The sequence below is a fragment of the Pseudomonas sp. Irchel s3a10 genome (assembly GCF_900187525.1).
Classification (GTDB): Bacteria; Pseudomonadota; Gammaproteobacteria; order Pseudomonadales; family Pseudomonadaceae; genus Aquipseudomonas; species Aquipseudomonas koreensis_G.
The window spans coordinates 1-16,591 of the sequence record NZ_FYDR01000016.1; the positions used below are offsets into that span (position 1 = coordinate 1).

At 59.1% G+C, this 16,591-nt stretch carries 17 protein-coding genes and 4 tRNA genes; 11 read left to right on the forward strand and 10 right to left on the reverse strand.

The window, feature by feature from the left end:
- Positions 1–182: 182 nt before the first annotated feature.
- Positions 183–1,205, reverse strand: coding sequence for an outer membrane protein assembly factor BamD (locus CKW11_RS26550; RefSeq protein WP_095140054.1), 1,023 nt, complete (start codon positions 1,203–1,205; stop codon positions 183–185).
- Positions 1,206–1,355: 150 nt separating this feature from the next.
- Here CKW11_RS26550 and rluD point away from each other — a divergent pair, with 150 nt between their 5' ends.
- The 7 genes from rluD to CKW11_RS26585 all read left to right on the forward strand — a co-directional run bounded on the left by rluD (position 1,356) and on the right by CKW11_RS26585 (position 6,445).
- Complete coding sequence (gene rluD / locus CKW11_RS26555) at positions 1,356–2,318, forward strand: 23S rRNA pseudouridine(1911/1915/1917) synthase RluD (protein ID WP_007963852.1); 963 nt, start codon at positions 1,356–1,358, stop codon at positions 2,316–2,318.
- The gene (pgeF, locus tag CKW11_RS26560; protein WP_095140055.1) at positions 2,315–3,037 is read left to right on the forward strand and encodes a peptidoglycan editing factor PgeF; all 723 of its coding nucleotides are present in this window, start codon (positions 2,315–2,317) and stop codon (positions 3,035–3,037) included. Before rluD ends, pgeF begins: the two co-directional genes overlap by 4 nt.
- Before the next feature lie 131 nt (positions 3,038–3,168).
- A complete protein-coding gene (gene clpB / locus CKW11_RS26565) occupies positions 3,169–5,733 on the forward strand; it encodes an ATP-dependent chaperone ClpB (RefSeq protein ID WP_095140056.1) in 2,565 nt (854 codons plus the stop codon).
- Positions 5,734–6,028: 295 nt separating this feature from the next.
- Positions 6,029–6,104 (forward strand) — tRNA-Asn (locus CKW11_RS26570).
- 9 nt (positions 6,105–6,113) lie between these two features.
- Positions 6,114–6,190 (forward strand) — tRNA-Pro (locus CKW11_RS26575).
- Between the two features lie 5 nt (positions 6,191–6,195).
- A tRNA-Lys gene (locus CKW11_RS26580) sits at positions 6,196–6,271 on the forward strand.
- A gap of 97 nt (positions 6,272–6,368) precedes the next feature.
- Positions 6,369–6,445, forward strand: a tRNA-Pro gene (locus tag CKW11_RS26585).
- A gap of 172 nt (positions 6,446–6,617) precedes the next feature.
- Here CKW11_RS26585 and CKW11_RS26590 read toward each other — a convergent pair.
- The 4 genes from CKW11_RS26590 to CKW11_RS26605 all read right to left on the reverse strand — a co-directional run bounded on the left by CKW11_RS26590 (position 6,618) and on the right by CKW11_RS26605 (position 9,355).
- The gene (locus CKW11_RS26590) at positions 6,618–7,916 is read right to left on the reverse strand and encodes an NAD(P)/FAD-dependent oxidoreductase (protein ID WP_095140057.1); all 1,299 of its coding nucleotides are present in this window, start codon (positions 7,914–7,916) and stop codon (positions 6,618–6,620) included.
- A gap of 63 nt (positions 7,917–7,979) precedes the next feature.
- A complete protein-coding gene (locus CKW11_RS26595) occupies positions 7,980–8,153 on the reverse strand; it encodes a DUF3094 family protein (protein ID WP_003228304.1) in 174 nt (57 codons plus the stop codon).
- A 51-nt stretch (positions 8,154–8,204) separates the two neighbouring features.
- Complete coding sequence (locus CKW11_RS26600) at positions 8,205–8,732, reverse strand: MOSC domain-containing protein (protein ID WP_095140058.1); 528 nt, start codon at positions 8,730–8,732, stop codon at positions 8,205–8,207.
- Positions 8,729–9,355 (reverse strand): DUF1780 domain-containing protein, encoded by a 627-nt coding sequence (locus tag CKW11_RS26605; RefSeq protein ID WP_025108806.1) that lies wholly within the window; start codon positions 9,353–9,355, stop codon positions 8,729–8,731. The genes CKW11_RS26600 and CKW11_RS26605 overlap by 4 nt, the downstream gene beginning before the upstream one ends.
- Before the next feature lie 196 nt (positions 9,356–9,551).
- Between CKW11_RS26605 and CKW11_RS26610 the strand changes: the two genes are divergently transcribed.
- Both CKW11_RS26610 and CKW11_RS26615 read left to right on the forward strand, forming a co-directional pair.
- On the forward strand, positions 9,552–10,241 hold the full coding sequence (locus tag CKW11_RS26610) for an energy-coupling factor ABC transporter permease (protein WP_047600279.1): 690 nt from the start codon (positions 9,552–9,554) through the stop codon (positions 10,239–10,241).
- A 65-nt stretch (positions 10,242–10,306) separates the two neighbouring features.
- Positions 10,307–10,522, forward strand: coding sequence for a hypothetical protein (locus CKW11_RS26615; protein WP_095140059.1), 216 nt, complete (start codon positions 10,307–10,309; stop codon positions 10,520–10,522).
- A 6-nt stretch (positions 10,523–10,528) separates the two neighbouring features.
- On the opposite strand, the gene yacG is transcribed toward CKW11_RS26615, so the two are convergent.
- From yacG to pilB, 5 genes are read right to left on the reverse strand one after another with little or no spacing between them, the layout of a single operon-like run.
- Positions 10,529–10,726, reverse strand: a complete 198-nt coding sequence (gene yacG / locus CKW11_RS26620) for a DNA gyrase inhibitor YacG (protein WP_003228296.1) — start codon at positions 10,724–10,726, stop codon at positions 10,529–10,531.
- Positions 10,723–11,346 carry a dephospho-CoA kinase gene (coaE, locus tag CKW11_RS26625; RefSeq protein ID WP_095140060.1) on the reverse strand — a complete coding sequence of 208 codons (624 nt, stop codon included), beginning with the start codon at positions 11,344–11,346 and terminating at the stop codon, positions 10,723–10,725. The genes yacG and coaE overlap by 4 nt, the downstream gene beginning before the upstream one ends.
- A complete protein-coding gene (locus tag CKW11_RS26630; RefSeq protein WP_095140061.1) occupies positions 11,343–12,215 on the reverse strand; it encodes an A24 family peptidase in 873 nt (290 codons plus the stop codon). The genes coaE and CKW11_RS26630 overlap by 4 nt, the downstream gene beginning before the upstream one ends.
- A gap of 1 nt (position 12,216) precedes the next feature.
- Positions 12,217–13,434 (reverse strand): type II secretion system F family protein, encoded by a 1,218-nt coding sequence (locus tag CKW11_RS26635; protein WP_095140062.1) that lies wholly within the window; start codon positions 13,432–13,434, stop codon positions 12,217–12,219.
- A gap of 2 nt (positions 13,435–13,436) precedes the next feature.
- The gene (gene pilB, locus CKW11_RS26640; RefSeq protein WP_095140063.1) at positions 13,437–15,137 is read right to left on the reverse strand and encodes a type IV-A pilus assembly ATPase PilB; all 1,701 of its coding nucleotides are present in this window, start codon (positions 15,135–15,137) and stop codon (positions 13,437–13,439) included.
- A 228-nt stretch (positions 15,138–15,365) separates the two neighbouring features.
- Between pilB and CKW11_RS26645 the strand changes: the two genes are divergently transcribed.
- Together CKW11_RS26645 and CKW11_RS26650 are read left to right on the forward strand one after the other, a co-directional pair.
- A complete protein-coding gene (locus CKW11_RS26645) occupies positions 15,366–15,806 on the forward strand; it encodes a pilin (RefSeq protein ID WP_027614108.1) in 441 nt (146 codons plus the stop codon).
- A gap of 297 nt (positions 15,807–16,103) precedes the next feature.
- Complete coding sequence (locus tag CKW11_RS26650; protein ID WP_047600285.1) at positions 16,104–16,460, forward strand: BON domain-containing protein; 357 nt, start codon at positions 16,104–16,106, stop codon at positions 16,458–16,460.
- The last annotated feature ends 131 nt before the right edge of the window (positions 16,461–16,591 follow it).

A 16,591-nucleotide genomic window follows, 5' to 3' on the forward strand; every position in this document is an offset into this window, starting at 1 on the left:
CGACCTGATCGACGACCGACAATTTAAAGGTCAGCGTGTAGTCTCGCTGACTACGCCTTTTTGCTGATTCCATTACGTCCTCCTGAAAAACAGATCAGAAGGTGTAAACCTTATTCAGGACGGGACAGCAGCAATGAAAAAGGGAGATCCGCAGATCTCCCTTTTTTGTGACACCGGTGTGATCAGTCGAACATGCCGAAGGTCATGTAGCTGAACCACGAACGGTCTTCGTTGTTGCCTTCGGCTTCATGATGTTCTTCCTCGATCACGTCACCGTTTTCGTCTTTAGGCTTGAGCTCGTTCGGGATCGCGTCTTTCGCGTCCTGGAACTGCTTCTGCACGTCCTGGTTGGCGCGGGTTTCTCCCGGCGGCAGCGGCGGACGCGATTCGATCAGGCCCAGAGTGGCCTTGCTCAGCCACGAACGGTTGTCGGATTCGGCAACCGAAGGCACGAACTGGCCGTCCTGCAGGCTCGGGTGGTTCGGGTAGTTGAGCTTCAGGGTTTCCAGACTGGTGGCGGCCAGTTCGTCCAGGTGCAGACGCTGGTAAGCCTCGGTCATCACCGCCAGGCCGTCGCCGACCGATGGGGTTTCCTGGAAGTTTTCCACCACGTAACGACCACGGTTGGCTGCGGCTACATAAGCCTGACGGGTCAGGTAGTAGTCGGCGACGTGGATTTCGTACGCGGCCAGCAGGTTGCGCAGGTAAATCATGCGCTGCTTGGCGTCCGGTGCGTAGCGGCTGTTCGGGTAGCGGCTGGTCAACTGGGCGAACTCGTTGTAAGAGTCGCGCGCAGCGCCCGGGTCACGCTTGGTCATGTCCAGCGGCAGGAAGCGCGCCAGCAGGCCGACATCCTGGTCGAACGAGGTCAGGCCCTTGAGGTAGTAGGCGTAGTCCACGTTCGGGTGCTGTGGGTGCAAACGGATAAAACGCTCGGCGGCGGACTTGGCAGCTTCCGGCTCGGCGTTTTTATAGTTGGCATAAATCAGTTCAAGCTGTGCCTGATCCGCGTAGCGACCGAACGGATAGCGCGACTCCAGAGCCTTCAGCTTGGCCGTGGCGCTGGTGTAGCTGTTGTTGTCCAGGTCGGTCTGAGCCTGCTGGTACAGCTCGGCTTCGCTCAGGTTTTCGTCGACGACTTCCTTCGATGAGCAAGCAGCGGTCAATGCGAGGATGGCGATCAGCAGCAGGTGTTTCACTTGCATGGCGGCTTGCGTCCCTATGACGGCCGCTGTCTTGGGCGGGGCCGTCCTGTTATGATGAGCGCCCCGTTGAAAAGCCTCGGGGCAAAAGACGCCGTATTTAACCACAAGCGCGCAGCCGAAACCAAAGGCTGTGCCGACGCCAGTCAGAGCATGTCCGATAAAATTGAACTTCGCGCAGAGGTGCCGTCCGATTTGGGCGGCCAACGCCTCGATCAAGTCGCCGCCCAACTCTTCGCTGAGCACTCACGCTCGCGCCTTTCCGCCTGGATCAAAGAAGGTCGCCTGACTGTGGACGGGGCGGTCATCCGCCCGCGCGACATCGTGCATGGCGGTGCCATTCTTGAGCTGACTGCCGAGCAGGAAGCCCAGGGCGAGTGGATCGCCCAGGACATCGAGCTCGACATCGTCTATGAAGACGACGACATCCTGGTGATCAACAAGCCTGCGGGCCTGGTGGTGCACCCGGCTGCCGGCCACGCTGATGGCACCTTGCTCAACGCCTTGCTGCATCACGTGCCGGACATCATCAATGTCCCGCGCGCCGGTATCGTGCATCGCCTGGACAAGGACACCACCGGTCTGATGGTGGTGGCCAAGACCATTCAGGCGCAGACCAAGCTCGTTGCCCAGCTGCAAAGCCGCAGCGTCAGCCGGATCTATGAGTGCATCGTGATCGGTGTCGTGACCGCCGGGGGCAAGATCAACGCTCCGATCGGCCGTCATGGTCAGCAGCGCCAGCGCATGGCCGTGATGGAAGGTGGCAAGCCTGCCGTCAGTCACTACCGCGTGCTGGAGCGTTTCCGTTCCCACACGCATGTGCGAGTCAAACTGGAAACCGGCCGCACCCACCAGATCCGTGTGCATATGTCGCACATCAACTTCCCGTTGGTCGGCGACCCGGCGTACGGCGGTCGTTTCCGCATTCCGCCTGCCGCGAACCCGACCATGGTCGAGTCGCTCAAGCACTTCCCGCGTCAGGCCCTGCACGCGCGTTTCCTCGAGCTGGATCATCCGACCACCGGTGAGCGCATGAGCTGGGAATCGCCGCTGCCGGAAGATTTCGTCTGGCTGCTGACCCTGCTCAAGCAGGATCGCGAGGCATTCGTCGGATGAACTGGCTGACGCCGGACTGGCCTGCGCCGGCCAGCGTCAGGGCCTGTGTCACCACCCGCGAGGGGGGTGTCAGCGAGGCGCCGTTCGACAGCCTCAATCTGGGCGATCATGTCGATGATCGCCCGGAAGCGGTCGCCGAGAATCGTCGGCGTCTGACCGAACATTTCTCAATCAAGCCTGCCTGGTTGCAGCAAGTGCACGGGATTGCCGTGGCCCACGCTGATCCGGGCGTGGTTGCCACCGCCGACGCCAGTTGGACTGCGACTCCCGGGGTTGCCTGCGCGGCGATGACCGCGGATTGCCTGCCGGCATTGTTCTGCAACCGTGCCGGTACTCGCGTCGCGGCGGCTCACGCCGGTTGGCGCGGTTTGGCGGCGGGCGTACTGGAAGCCACCCTCGACCATCTCGACACCGCTGCGGCGGACGTACTAGTCTGGCTTGGCCCGGCGATCGGCCCGAAAGCCTTTGAAGTCGGCCCAGAAGTACGCGAAGTCTTCGTCAATCAATTGCCGGAAGCGGCATCCGCCTTCGTGCCCAGTCACAATGCTGGCAAGTTCATGGCTGACATCTATCAGCTGGCGCGCCTGCGCCTGGCTGAACGCGGTGTCACTGCGGTTTATGGCGGCGGTTTCTGCACCGTGACCGATCCACGCTTCTTTTCTTACCGCCGTGCGTCGCGCACTGGCCGTTTCGCCTCCCTTGTCTGGCTCACCCGCTAGACTTGCCTGACTTGAATCAACTCGCTGACGCTTGAATCTCCCAGAATCGACCGCATCTACAGTGGTATCTGGCAGGTTTCTTTATTCAGGATGGTTTTTAGGTCCGGCCTGCTCAAAAGGAAGGTGACCCCATGCGTATAGACCGTTTAACCAGCAAATTACAGTTGGCGTTGTCCGACGCCCAATCTCTGGCCGTTGGCCACGATCATCCGGCCATCGAGCCGGCGCACTTGATGCAGGCGATGCTTGAACAGCAGGGTGGTTCGATCAAACCCCTGTTGATGCAAGTCGGCTTCGACGTCAACAGCCTGCGCAAAGAGCTGACCAAAGAGCTCGATCAATTACCGAAAATCCAGAACCCGACCGGCGACGTCAACATGTCGCAGGATCTGGCGCGCCTGCTCAATCAAGCCGATCGTCTGGCCCAACAGAAGGGCGACCAGTTCATTTCCAGCGAGCTGGTGCTGCTCGCCGCGATGGACGAGAACAGCAAGCTCGGCAAATTGCTGCTCGGCCAGGGCGTGAGCAAGAAAGCCCTGGAAAACGCGATCAACAACCTGCGCGGTGGTGAGGCGGTAAATGACGCCAACCACGAAGAGTCGCGTCAGGCGCTGGACAAGTACACCGTCGACCTGACCAAGCGTGCCGAAGACGGCAAGCTCGATCCGGTGATCGGCCGTGACGACGAAATTCGCCGCACCATTCAGGTTCTGCAGCGCCGCACCAAGAACAACCCGGTGCTGATCGGCGAACCTGGCGTGGGTAAAACCGCGATTGCCGAAGGTCTGGCCCAGCGCATCATCAACGGCGAAGTGCCGGACGGCCTCAAGGGCAAACGCCTGCTGTCACTGGACATGGGCGCGCTGATTGCCGGTGCCAAGTATCGTGGTGAGTTCGAGGAACGCCTGAAAGCGCTGCTCAACGAGCTGTCGAAGCAGGAAGGGCAGATCATTCTGTTCATCGACGAACTGCACACCATGGTCGGCGCCGGTAAAGGCGAAGGCTCGATGGATGCCGGCAACATGCTCAAACCGGCATTGGCGCGCGGTGAGCTGCACTGTGTCGGCGCAACCACGCTCAACGAGTATCGCCAATATATAGAGAAGGATGCGGCGCTTGAGCGGCGTTTCCAGAAAGTGCTGGTGGACGAGCCGAGCGAAGAAGACACCATCGCTATCCTGCGTGGCCTCAAGGAGCGTTATGAGGTTCACCATAAAGTGGCGATCACCGACGGCGCGATCATCGCCGCGGCCAAGCTCAGCCATCGCTACATCACTGACCGGCAGCTGCCGGACAAGGCCATCGACCTGATCGACGAGGCCGCCAGCCGTATCCGCATGGAGATCGACTCCAAGCCGGAAGTGCTGGATCGTCTGGAACGTCGTTTGATTCAGCTCAAGGTTGAATCTCAGGCACTGAAGAAAGAAAGCGATGAAGCGGCGATGAAGCGCCTGGAAAAACTTCAGGAAGAAATCGTTCGCCTCGAACGTGAGTACTCGGATCTGGAAGAAATCTGGAACTCGGAAAAAGCCGAGGTACAGGGTTCTGCGCAGATTCAGCAGAAGATCGAGCAGTCGCGTCAGGAACTGGAAGCGGCGCGCCGTAAAGGCGATCTCAACCGCATGGCCGAGTTGCAGTACGGGGTGATCCCTGATCTGGAGCGCAGCCTGCAAATGGTCGACCAGCACGGCAAGAGCGAAAACCAGTTGCTGCGCAGCAAGGTGACCGAAGAGGAAATCGCCGAAGTCGTTTCGAAGTGGACCGGTATTCCGGTGTCGAAAATGCTCGAAGGCGAGCGCGACAAGCTGATGAAGATGGAAAGCCTGTTGCACCAGCGTGTGATCGGTCAAGACGAAGCGGTGGTTGCGGTCTCCAACGCGGTACGCCGTTCGCGTGCCGGGCTGGCGGATCCGAATCGTCCGAGCGGCTCGTTCATGTTCCTCGGCCCGACCGGTGTCGGTAAAACCGAGCTGTGCAAGGCGCTGGCCGAATTCCTCTTCGATACGGAAGAGGCAATGGTGCGGATCGACATGTCCGAGTTCATGGAGAAACATTCCGTGGCGCGGCTGATCGGTGCACCACCAGGCTACGTGGGTTACGAGGAGGGCGGTTACCTGACCGAAGCGGTGCGTCGCAAGCCTTACTCGGTGATCCTGCTGGACGAGGTCGAGAAAGCGCACCCGGATGTATTCAACATTCTGCTGCAGGTGCTGGAGGATGGACGTCTGACCGACAGTCACGGGCGTACCGTGGATTTCCGCAATACTGTGATCGTCATGACCTCGAACCTCGGTTCGTCGCAGATCCAGGAGCTGGTCGGTGACCGTGAGGCCCAGCGTGCAGCGGTAATGGACGCGCTGACCAGTCACTTCCGTCCCGAGTTCATCAACCGGGTCGACGAAGTGGTGATCTTCGAGCCTTTGGCGCGGGACCAGATCGCGGGCATTACCGAGATCCAGTTGGGTCGTCTGCGCAGCCGTCTGGCCGAGCGCGAGCTGAAGCTGGAACTGAGTCCGGAAGCGATGGACAAGCTGATTGCCGTTGGTTACGACCCGGTTTATGGCGCACGTCCACTCAAACGTGCGATCCAGCGCTGGATCGAAAACCCGTTGGCGCAGTTGATCCTGTCGGGCCATTTCCTGCCGGGCGATACGGCAACCGGCAAGGTCGTGAACGACGAAATCGTTTTCGACTGATCGGCAACGCCAATGAAATAAGGAAGGCCTCGCTTTGCGAGGCCTTTTTTTCGTTAGGCTGTTGAACTCTAAGGAAAAGGCTTGTAAAGTGCGCCCCGCAGTCAGTCACCCGCAGCATCTCAGCTCACTGAGCTGAAATCTGAAATAAGTTGCAAATCATTAACTTGAAAGCGATTTAGGGGGTTGACAGAGGTGTTCTAGGTTGTAGAATAGCGCGCCTCAGACACACGAACGCAGCGATGCGAACGGCGTCTAAGAGCTGTAAGTTTCACCGTTGTAAATTGAAATATGTAGTTCCGTGATAGCTCAGTCGGTAGAGCAAATGACTGTTAATCATTGGGTCCCAGGTTCGAGTCCTGGTCACGGAGCCAATTTCAAACCGGGGTATAGCGCAGTCCGGTAGCGCGCCTGCTTTGGGAGCAGGATGTCAGGAGTTCGAATCCCCTTACCCCGACCATTTTTGGGTCGTTAGCTCAGTTGGTAGAGCAGTTGGCTTTTAACCAATTGGTCGTAGGTTCGAATCCCACACGACCCACCATTTTTGAAACCAGGTAACACTGGGATCGAATCTTAAGATCAGAGGCCAAAAGCGCTGATCGAAGAAGGCGATCTTTGATAGGTCGCCTTTTTTTTACCGGGGTATAGCGCAGTCCGGTAGCGCGCCTGCTTTGGGAGCAGGATGTCAGGAGTTCGAATCCCCTTACCCCGACCATATTAAAAATCCTCGTATCGAAAGATACGGGGATTTTTTTTTGCCCATGAAAAACTCAGGCCCTAAGCAAAATCATTGTAGGAGTGAGCCTGCTCGCGATAGCGGTGTGTCAGTCATGAATGAATTGACTGACCCACTGCTATCGCGAGCAGGCTCACTCCTACAGGGTGGATCAATGCAGCTTCAGACGAGGCTCGGTGCCGCGACCGATCTTGCTGCCCAGCATCAGCATCGCCGTGCGGAACGGCCCGTACAGCGCCATCTGGTGCATGCGATACAGCGACACATAGAACATCCGCGCCAGCCAGCCCTCCAGCATCACACTGCCCGTCAGGTTACCCATCAAGTTACCCACAGCCGAAAAACGCGACAGCGAAATCAGCGAGCCGTAGTCGGTGTATTTGTACTCCGGCAGCGTTTTGCCCTCGATGCGCAGCTTCAGTGACTTGGCCAGCAACGAGGCCTGTTGGTGCGCGGCTTGTGCACGCGGCGGCACGTTGCGATCCGAACCCGGTTGCGGGCACGCGGCGCAGTCACCGAAGGCGAAAATGTTTTCGTCGCGGGTGGTCTGCAACGTCGGCAGCACTTGCAGCTGATTGATGCGGTTGGTTTCCAGGCCGTCGATGTCCTTGAGGAAACCCGGCGCGCGAATCCCGGCGGCCCAGACTTTCAGGCTGGCCTTGATCACGTTGCCATCGGCGGTGATCAGGCTGTCAGCGGTTACTTCGCTGACCGAAGCGTTGGTCATCACATTGACCCCGAGTTTCTCCAGAGTCTTGTGCACCGGGCCGCTGATGCGCTCCGGCAGGGCTGGCAGCACCCGTGGGCCGGCTTCGATCAAGGTGATGTGCATGTTTTCCGGTTTGATCCGGTCGAGGCCGTAAGCGGCCAGTTCATGCGCCGCGTTGTGCAGTTCTGCCGCCAGCTCGACGCCTGTGGCGCCGGCACCAACGATCGCCACGCTGATCTGTTCGACCACATCGGTCTGCCCGGCATGCGCGCGCAGGTAATGATTGAGCAATTGCTGGTGAAAGCGTTCGGCCTGTTTGCGGGTGTCGAGGAACAGGCAGTGCTGCGCTGCGCCCTGGGTGCCGAAATCGTTGGTGGTGCTGCCGACGCTGATCACCAGCGAGTCGTAGGGCACTTCACGCGCCGGTACCAGTTCGACACCGTTCTCGTCGTAGGTGGCGGCCAGCTGGATTTTCTTCTGCGCGCGATCGAGTCCGCTCATGCGCCCCAGCTGGAACTCGAAGTGGTTCCATTTGGCCTGGGCAACATAGTTGAGTTCGTCTTCGGAAGAATTCAGCGATCCGGCGGCCACTTCGTGTAACAGCGGTTTCCAGATGTGCGTCAGGTTCGCGTCGACCAGCATCACACTGGCCGTGCCGCGCTTGCCCAGAGTCTTACCCAGACGGGTAGCCAACTCCAGACCGCCGGCGCCGCCGCCGACAATAACAATACGATGGGACATGGGGATAACTCGCAAGGTTTTTAAAGGAAATCGGTGTCGTTACCCAAGCGAGCGCGATGCAGCTCATAGCGTCAGATAACTTATAAGTCGGCTCAACAGGCCCAGACCAATGGTCACTGCCAGCACCAGCACCAGGAGCATCCACGGCCGGAATGGCCGGCGCTCGACACGGTGTTGGGACAGTTGCAGGTACTCTTCGACATGCTTTTGGTCTTCGGGGTTCAGGCGGCTGGTCATAAAGGCCTCGTCAGGTAGACGTTGCTGAATGTGCAGAAGCTACAGCGGTTTTCAACCGGGGTTGAACGCAGCATAGCCGCTGTCCGGAACCGGTTCGACAGACACACCGTCATCGAGGCGAATGATCCCGCTTTGTAACACCCGTGCGGTGATTCCGCCATGCCCGCGCACCGCTTGAAAAGTGCCGGGGCCGAGGTTGTTTTGCAGGCGGGCGCAAGGCTGACACCAGCCGGTTGTCTCGAAAATCGCCTGACCGATACGAAAGCGTCGGCCCTTGAGGCTGAACAGGTTGATCCCGCTAATAACGAGATTGCGCCGCAGATCTTCAGGCTTGACCGGTTGATCGGGCGCACGGCCCATCAATGCGCTGATCACCGCGAGGTGTTCAAACTGGATCAGCGTCACCTGCCGCGCGTTGCGCACGCCGGGGCGGGCGTGATCGCCAGTCAGTCCGGCTTCCAGCCGCGCTTCCACAGCATCGAGTTTGATCATTGGCCCACGGGATTCGGGACGCACGCCAATCCAGCGCACTCGTCCGGTTTGTGGCACGTCGGCGATCAATTGTTGAAGTGGTGTCACAGGCTGATCCCTACGTCGAAAACGATGCTGCGGCCCAGGTTGCTGCGCAGGAAGTCCGGTGCATCGGGGTGCGCAAATAGTACACGGGCGAATGTCGGGCCGACGAGGGACAGCGAGCGCCAGCCCTGACGCAAATATTCGGTCGGTGGTGGAAAGTGGCTGTTGAGGTCCAGCACTTCGCGCTTGAGACTGGCGAAGGCGATGATGTCCAGTTCGCCCAGATCCATGCCGCGTTCCTTGTAGTTGTGTGCTTTCTTGCGCAAGGTTGGCGCCAGTCTGAGCAGGAATTCATTGGCCGGAATCCGTCGCGGCTTGGCTTCGCGGCGCACCAGTTGGCTGAGGGAGAACGCACTGCGTCGCCGCTGCAATTCGTCGCGCCATTCGTCGTTGAGTCGGCGGCCTTCGTCGAGAACGAAGAACACTTCGAAATTGGCATCGCGAAACAGCACGTCCGGCGGCTCCCCGGCGGGGGCGAACTCATCGACGCGGTAAGGAATGTTCAAGCCTTGCAGCAAGCGCTGGCAGACCCAACGCTCACGCTCCCATTTGCGGGCATTGGACAGGAACGCGTTGGCTTGCTCGGCCGCGATGGTCAGCAGGCGTAAATAATCTGAGTCATCCATAGGCCAAGCTTAGCGTCCAAATGCGACAAGCAGAAAGCTTTGCATTGGCTGATGCTGACGGGTCGCACGTTAAGCGCTTGTAGGAGCTGCCGAAGGCTGCGATCTTTTGACTGTCAAACAGCAATATCAAATGATCGCAGCCTGCGGCAGCTCCTACAGGGGATGTAGGAGTTTTCCTGATAAAAGTGAGGGAGACATGATCGGTGCAGAACTGCTGTCCTCGACGAGCCTGACACTCGGCTGGCTGATTTACCTGCCAGTGCTGTTGTGGGCGATCTGCCGTGCGCCGTGGGTCGAGTTGTTCAGCGACAGTCGTCGTCAGCATCTGCTGTTTGGCACGGTGTTCGCCTTGTTCCTGCTGTGGATGGTGCGCAGGGATTTCGACACCGGGGTCTCTTACCACTTCATCGGCATGACCGCGGTGACGTTGTTACTGGACTGGCCGCTGGCGATCGTCGGCGGGCTGGTGGCGCAGCTCGGGCTGGTGTTGCTCGGACGTCAGGATCTGGCGGCGGTCGGGGTCAACGGGACGTTGCTGATCTTGTTGCCGGTGTTGATCACCGAGTGTGTGGCGATCCTCGTCGAGCGCGCCCAGCCGCGTAATCCGTTCGTGTATATCTTCTGTTCCGGGTTCTTTGCAGCGGCGTTGTCCGCATTGCTGTGTCTGACGCTGAGTCTGGGCCTGCTCTGGTACGACGGCCTGTTTGCCATGCCGGAATGGCTGGAAGATTTTATCGGCTACCTGTGGCTGCTGATTTTTCCCGAAGCCTTTATCAACGGCATGGTGATCAGCGCGCTGGTGGTGTTCAGCCCGGAGTGGCTGGAAACCTTCAACCGCACCCGCTACCTTTCGGCGCCGTGGAAGGACGACGACCCCAAGTCTTGATCCACATCAAATCCGTCATCTACGCAGCATTTCATGCTCGGCCAAATTCCTTCAGGAGCAGCGGCATGAGTGTTTACGAGTGGGCGAGGCAGGAGACGCGACAGAGTCTGGACATGGCGCTGGAGGTGGGCTTCGATCCGGGCCTGAGTTTGCGTGCCTTGCTCAGCGCGGTGGTGCAGCAGAGCAAGACGGTGCGCAACCCCGAAGACCTGGCCGACGAGTTGCGCTTTCTCGCGGAAAACCTCGACGACGATCAGGACTACGGCTTCATGCGGCCCTGATCGCGATCAGTGACGCGGGTCGAAATCGCCGGAGAACATTTCGTCTTCGGCATCCGGGGCGACCGGAATCTTGTGCTCTTCCGACGCCCAGGCGCCGAGGTCGATCAGCTTGCAGCGATCAGAGCAGAACGGGCGGAATTTGTTCTCTGGGGTGAATTCCACGGGGGCGCCGCAGGTTGGGCATTCGACGGTTGTAGGGCTCATGACTGGCCTCCGGATAAAGTCAGGTAAAAGTGATGCAGGCGCTCGACTTCGCTGTGCAGCCAGGCGAGGTCGCGGTCGTTGACCACCACATCGTCGGCACGGCTCACGCGATCCTCGCGGCTGGACTGGGCCTTGAGGATCGCCTGGACCTGCTGTTCGCTGGTCTGGTCACGCTGCAAGGTGCGTTCGATCTGCAGTTGTTGCGGGGCATCGATCACCAGAATTCTTTGGGTCATCGCGTACTGCCCGGATTCGATCAGCAACGGTGAAACCAGAATCGCGTAAGGCGATGTTGCCAGCCCCAGATGGTGCGCGATTTCCTCGGCGATCAACGGATGCAGCAGGGCTTCGAGCCAGCGGCGTTCTTCCGGCACTTCAAAGATCAATTTGCGCAGGGCCGCACGGTCCAGCGTGCCATCGGCCTGCAGCACGCCCGGGCCGAAGTGTTCGGCAATCTTCGCCAGTGCCGGACGCCCCGGCTCGACCACCCAGCGCGCCGCGTGGTCGGCGTCGACCACATGGATGCCGAGATCAATGAAGTGCTGTGCAGCGGCGCTTTTACCGCTGCCGATGCCGCCGGTCAGGCCGAGAATCCAGGGTTTTTCCACAGAGGTATTCATTTCAAACCGACAAACTGCCAATAGAAGTCGGTTATTTGACCACCCCAGAGCAAGGCAATCCAGCCGGCAATTGCCAGATACGGGCCGAAGGGCATCGGCGTCGAGGTTTTCTGCTCACGCAAACGCAGCAGAATCACCCCGACAATCGCCCCCACCAGCGATGACAGCAGGATCGTCAGCGGCAGAATCTGCCAGCCACCCCAAGCCCCGAGCAGCGCCAGCAGCTTGAAATCGCCGTGGCCGATGCCGTCCTTGCCGGTCAGCAGCTTGAACAGCCAGAACACCGACCACAGCGCCATGTACCCGGCGACCGCGCCCCACAGCGCCGCGTGCAGCGAGACGAACAGCCCGAAACTGTTGACGATCAGCCCCAGCCACAACAACGGCAACACCAGCACATCGGGCAATAGTTGATGTTCGGTGTCGATCAGACTCATCGCCAGCAGGCCCCAGGTGAGGACGATCAACAGACCGGCCGGCCAGCCGAACCCCAAGTGCCAGGCGACGAATGCCGAGAGCAGGCCACAGGCCAGTTCGGTCAGGGGATAACGTTTGCTGATCGGTGCGGCACACGCGGAGCAGCGCCCTCGCAGAAGCAGATAGCTGAGCAGCGGAATATTTTCCCATGCCCGAATCCGGTGGCCGCAGTGCGGGCATTCGGAGTGCGGCAGCATCAGGTTGTAGGTCGGCAGTGGTGTTTCGCTTGGCAGACCGAGGACATCCTGCGCCTGCTGGCGCCAATCGCGCTCGAGCATTTTCGGCAGCCGCCAGACCAGTACGTTGAGAAAACTGCCGACCACCAGACCCAACAGCAGGGCGGTGCATGCAAAGGCCAGCGGATACAGACTGAAGAGTTCGTCGATAGGCATGTCAGATCGCTGAGCCAAGCTGGAAGATCGGCAGGTACATGGCCACGACCAGCCCGCCGACAATGACCCCGAGCACCACCATGACGAACGGCTCCATCAGGCTGGTGAGGTTGTCGACCATGTTATCCACTTCCTCTTCATAAAAACCGGCGACCTTGTCGAGCATGTCATCCAGCGCGCCCGATTCCTCACCGATGGCGGTCATCTGCACCGCCATGTTGGGGAAGACGCCGGTGCTGCGCATCGAGAAATTCAGCTGCATGCCGGTGGCGACGTCCTGACGGATGCGCAGCACCGCGCGTTTGAACACCACGTTGCCGGTGGCGCCGGCCACCGAATCCAGTGCCTCCACCAGTGGCACGCCGGCGGCGAAGGTGGTCGACAGGGTGCGGGCGAATCGCGCCACTGCCGATTTGTACATCAGCGTGCCCACCAGCGGCAGCTTCAGCAGCCAGGTGTCCTTGCGGTCGCGCAATGCCTGGGATTTCTTCAGCGCATGACGGATGCCGAACACCGCCGCGATCAGAGCGCCAAGCACTACCCACCACCATTGCTGCATGAACTCCGAGAGACTGATCACCATCAGGGTGAAGGCCGGCAATTCGGCGCCGAAGCCGGAAAATACCGACTGAAACTGCGGCACCACTTTTACCAGCAGAATCCCGGTGACGACCATTGCCACCAGCACCACGGCGCTGGGGTAGGTCAGGGCTTTCTTGATCTTGGCCTTGAGCGCTTCGCTTTTTTCCTTATAGGTCGCGACCCGTTCGAGCAACGTATCGAGGGCGCCCGATTGCTCGCCGGCATCCACCAGGTTGCAATACAGCTCATCGAAATACTGCGGCTTCTTGCGCAGGGCTGCGGCGAAGCTGTTGCCGGCCGCCACCTCTTGCTTCACCTCGTCCACCAGTTTGCGCATCGCCGGGTTGTCGAAGCCTTCGCCAATGATGTCGAACGACTGCAACAGCGGTACGCCGGCCTTCATCATGGTTGCCATCTGCCGGGTGAACAGGGCGATGTCCTGGGCCTTGATGCGTTTGCCGAGGCTGAGCAAAGAGGTGGATTTCTTCCGTACCTTGCCCGGGTTGATCCCCTGCTTGCGCAACTGGGCCTTGATCAGCGCGGGGTTCTGCCCGCTCAACTCGCCCGTGACCTTGCTGCCTTTGCGATCCGTGCCTTCCCAGGCGTAGATACTGATTTTCGCTGCCTTGACCGCCATGTTCAGTCCTTGGTGACCCGGTTGATTTCTTCCAGGCTGGTGATGCCTTGCATGGCCTTGCGCAGGCCAGAGGTGCGCAGGTCGTCGAAGCCGTCGCGACGCATCTGGCTGTCGATTTCCAGCGAATTGCCTTCGGCCATGATCAGCCGTTGCAGGTCCGGGGTGTTTTTCACCACTTCGTAAATCCCCACGCGTCCCTTGTAGCCGCCATTGCAGAGGTCGCAACCGACCGGCTCATAGATCGTGAAACTGCCGATCTGTTCCGGCGGGAAACCTTCCTTGATCAGTGTTTCGCGGGGGATCTCGATGGGTTTCTTGCAGTGGCTGCACAGCTTGCGCGCCAGGCGCTGGGCGATGATCAGGCTCACCGAGGTGGCGATGTTGAACCCGGGAATGCCCATGTTGTGCAGGCGGGTCAGGGTTTCGGCGGCGCTGTTGGTGTGCAGCGTGGACAGCACCAGGTGGCCGGTCTGCGCGGCCTTGATCGCGATTTCGGCGGTTTCCAGGTCACGGATCTCGCCGACCATGATCACGTCCGGGTCCTGCCGCAGAAACGAACGCAGAGCCTGAGCAAAATCCAGCCCCTGCTTGGGATTGACGTTGACCTGGTTGATGCCTTCCATGTTGATTTCCACCGGGTCTTCGGCGGTGGAAATGTTGATGTCGACGGTGTTGAGAATATTCAGGCCGGTGTACAGCGACACGGTTTTCCCCGAGCCCGTAGGCCCGGTTACCAGAATCATCCCCTGCGGCTGCTTGAGCGCGGCCATGTACAGTTCTTTCTGCGCCGGTTCGTAACCCAATGCATCGATGCCGATCTGCGCGCTGGACGGGTCGAGAATCCGGATCACCACTTTTTCGCCCCACAGGGTCGGCAAAGTGTTGACCCGGAAGTCGATGGACTTGCTCTTCGACAGGCGCATCTTGATCCGCCCGTCTTGGGGTTTGCGTCGCTCGGAGATATCCAGGCTGGCCATGACTTTCAGGCGTGCGGCGATCCGCCCGGCCAACTGGATCGGCGGTTTGGCCACCTCGCGCAGGATGCCGTCGGTGCGCACCCGCACCCGGAAGTTCTTTTCGTAGGGTTCGAAGTGCAGGTCGGAAGAGCCACTCTTGATCGCGTCGAGCAGCATCTTGTGCACAAAGCGCACGACCGGAGCGTCATCGGCGTCGAGGCCGCCAATGGCGTCCTGGCGGCTGTCGTCGACGGACTCGACATCCACCCCGTCGAGATCGACGTCGGCCATTTCTTCGAGGCCGCTGGCGTGGGTGTCGAAGAATTTCTCGATGGCCTCGGTGAGCTTGTCGTCCTCCACCAGAATGGCTTCGGTGCTCAGCCCGGTACTGAACTGAATGTCATTGATCGCCTGATGATTGCTTGGGTCGGAAATGCCCACGAACAGCTTGTTGCCACGACGCCACAAGGGCAGGGCGTGGTGCTGGCGCACCAGTTTTTCACTGACCAGGCCTTTGGGCTGGGTTTCCTTGTCCAGGCAATTGAGGTCCATGAAGGCCATGCCGAAATGCTCGGAAGCAATCTCGGCGACCTGTGAGCTCTTCACCAGTTTGTTCTGTACCAGGTAACTGACCAGCGACAGCCGATTGCGCTGCGCCTGCTGCCAGGCCTGCTGGGCGCTTTTTTCCGTAAGCAGTTCGGCCTGTACCAATTGCTTGGCCAGTCCGCTCAGAGCGATGTCATTCATGGGGATTCCGGATGCAGACAGTTCATGACTTATAGCCTAGTCAAGTGACAGCGCCAAACACGCCCGGTACAGGTGACAAAAAGTGTCAGATAGTGCGGTTACGGGTTGTAGGAAAGCGCGACACGGCGCCTTTATGCCGAGCGCACGGGGTCTGCAAGCGGTTGGCACGGCCTATGCTGAGCCCTTTGCAGATCATGAGATTCCGACTCATGCATGGAGAGCCTGTCTATGAACAACCAAAAAGGTTTCACTCTGATCGAGCTGCTGATCGTGGTGGCGATCATCGGTATTCTGGCGACTATCGCCCTGCCGCAATACTCCAAGTATCAGGCGCGTTCGAAGGTGACGGCAGGTCTGGCCGAAATCAGCGCACTGAAGGTGCCGTTTGAAGACACCATCAATCAAGGTACTGACCCTACGCTGACACTGGTGGCGGGGGGCGCTTCAGCCACCACTTCGAACTGCACATTGGCGGCGTCCGGAACTGCCTCGACCGGTGCCGGCTCGATCACTTGCACACTTGTGAACGCACCGGGTCCTGTCTTAGGCAAAACCATCACACTCAGTCGCTCGGGTGCCGCAACAGGCAACACCTCTGGTGTGTGGACCTGCGCCACAACAGTCAATGCTGACTATTCGCCAAAAGGCTGCACTGCCAGCGGCACTTGATACCACGGCCTGACTGGCACATGCCCCGTTTTGCGGGGCATTTTTATGTCTGCTGGGCACTGCCAAAAGCTTCAGGAATTTCAGCGTGTTAGGAACTTTCCGAAAAGCCGCAACTTGCATGTCGATAATGCACATGTCATGCAAAATGCATGATTCCGAAAATTTGCTTAATTCATAACTGTTTGATTTATAAGGATTTATTGTCTTTCAAAAAGTTGGCACAGCCTTCGCAATATACCCAGTAACCCTGCTGACAAGACAACCAGCAGACTTTCCAGAAAAACAGGAGTTACTCGTATGAAGAAGTTCGCTATCACTGCCGCTGCTGCTACCGCGCTGACCCTGACCATGGCTTCCGGTGCTTTTGCACAATCCACCCAGGCTACTCAGGCTCCAATGACTCTGGCTGCCGGTGAAGTCACCCAGGCTAAAGAAGCTACTTCTGACACTTGGATCACCACCAAAGTCAAAGCTGACCTGGTCACCGAAAAAGGCATTCCTGGTACCGACATCAAAGTAGAAACCAACAAAGGCGTTGTATCGCTTTCGTCGACTACTGCTGTAACTGAATCGCAGAAAGACGTAGCTGTGGCGATCGCCAAGAAAATCAAAGGCGTCAAAGCGGTCTCCGCTGACGGCCTGAAAGCCGAGTAAGGCATGACTTCTCGCCTGGACCGGGAGAAGACGCGACAGACGGGCCGAGCAATACGTCTGCCGCAACTTTAGAGTTCATGCGAACGGTCACACGGATGTGACCATTACGGGCCCCGGCACTTGTGTCGGGG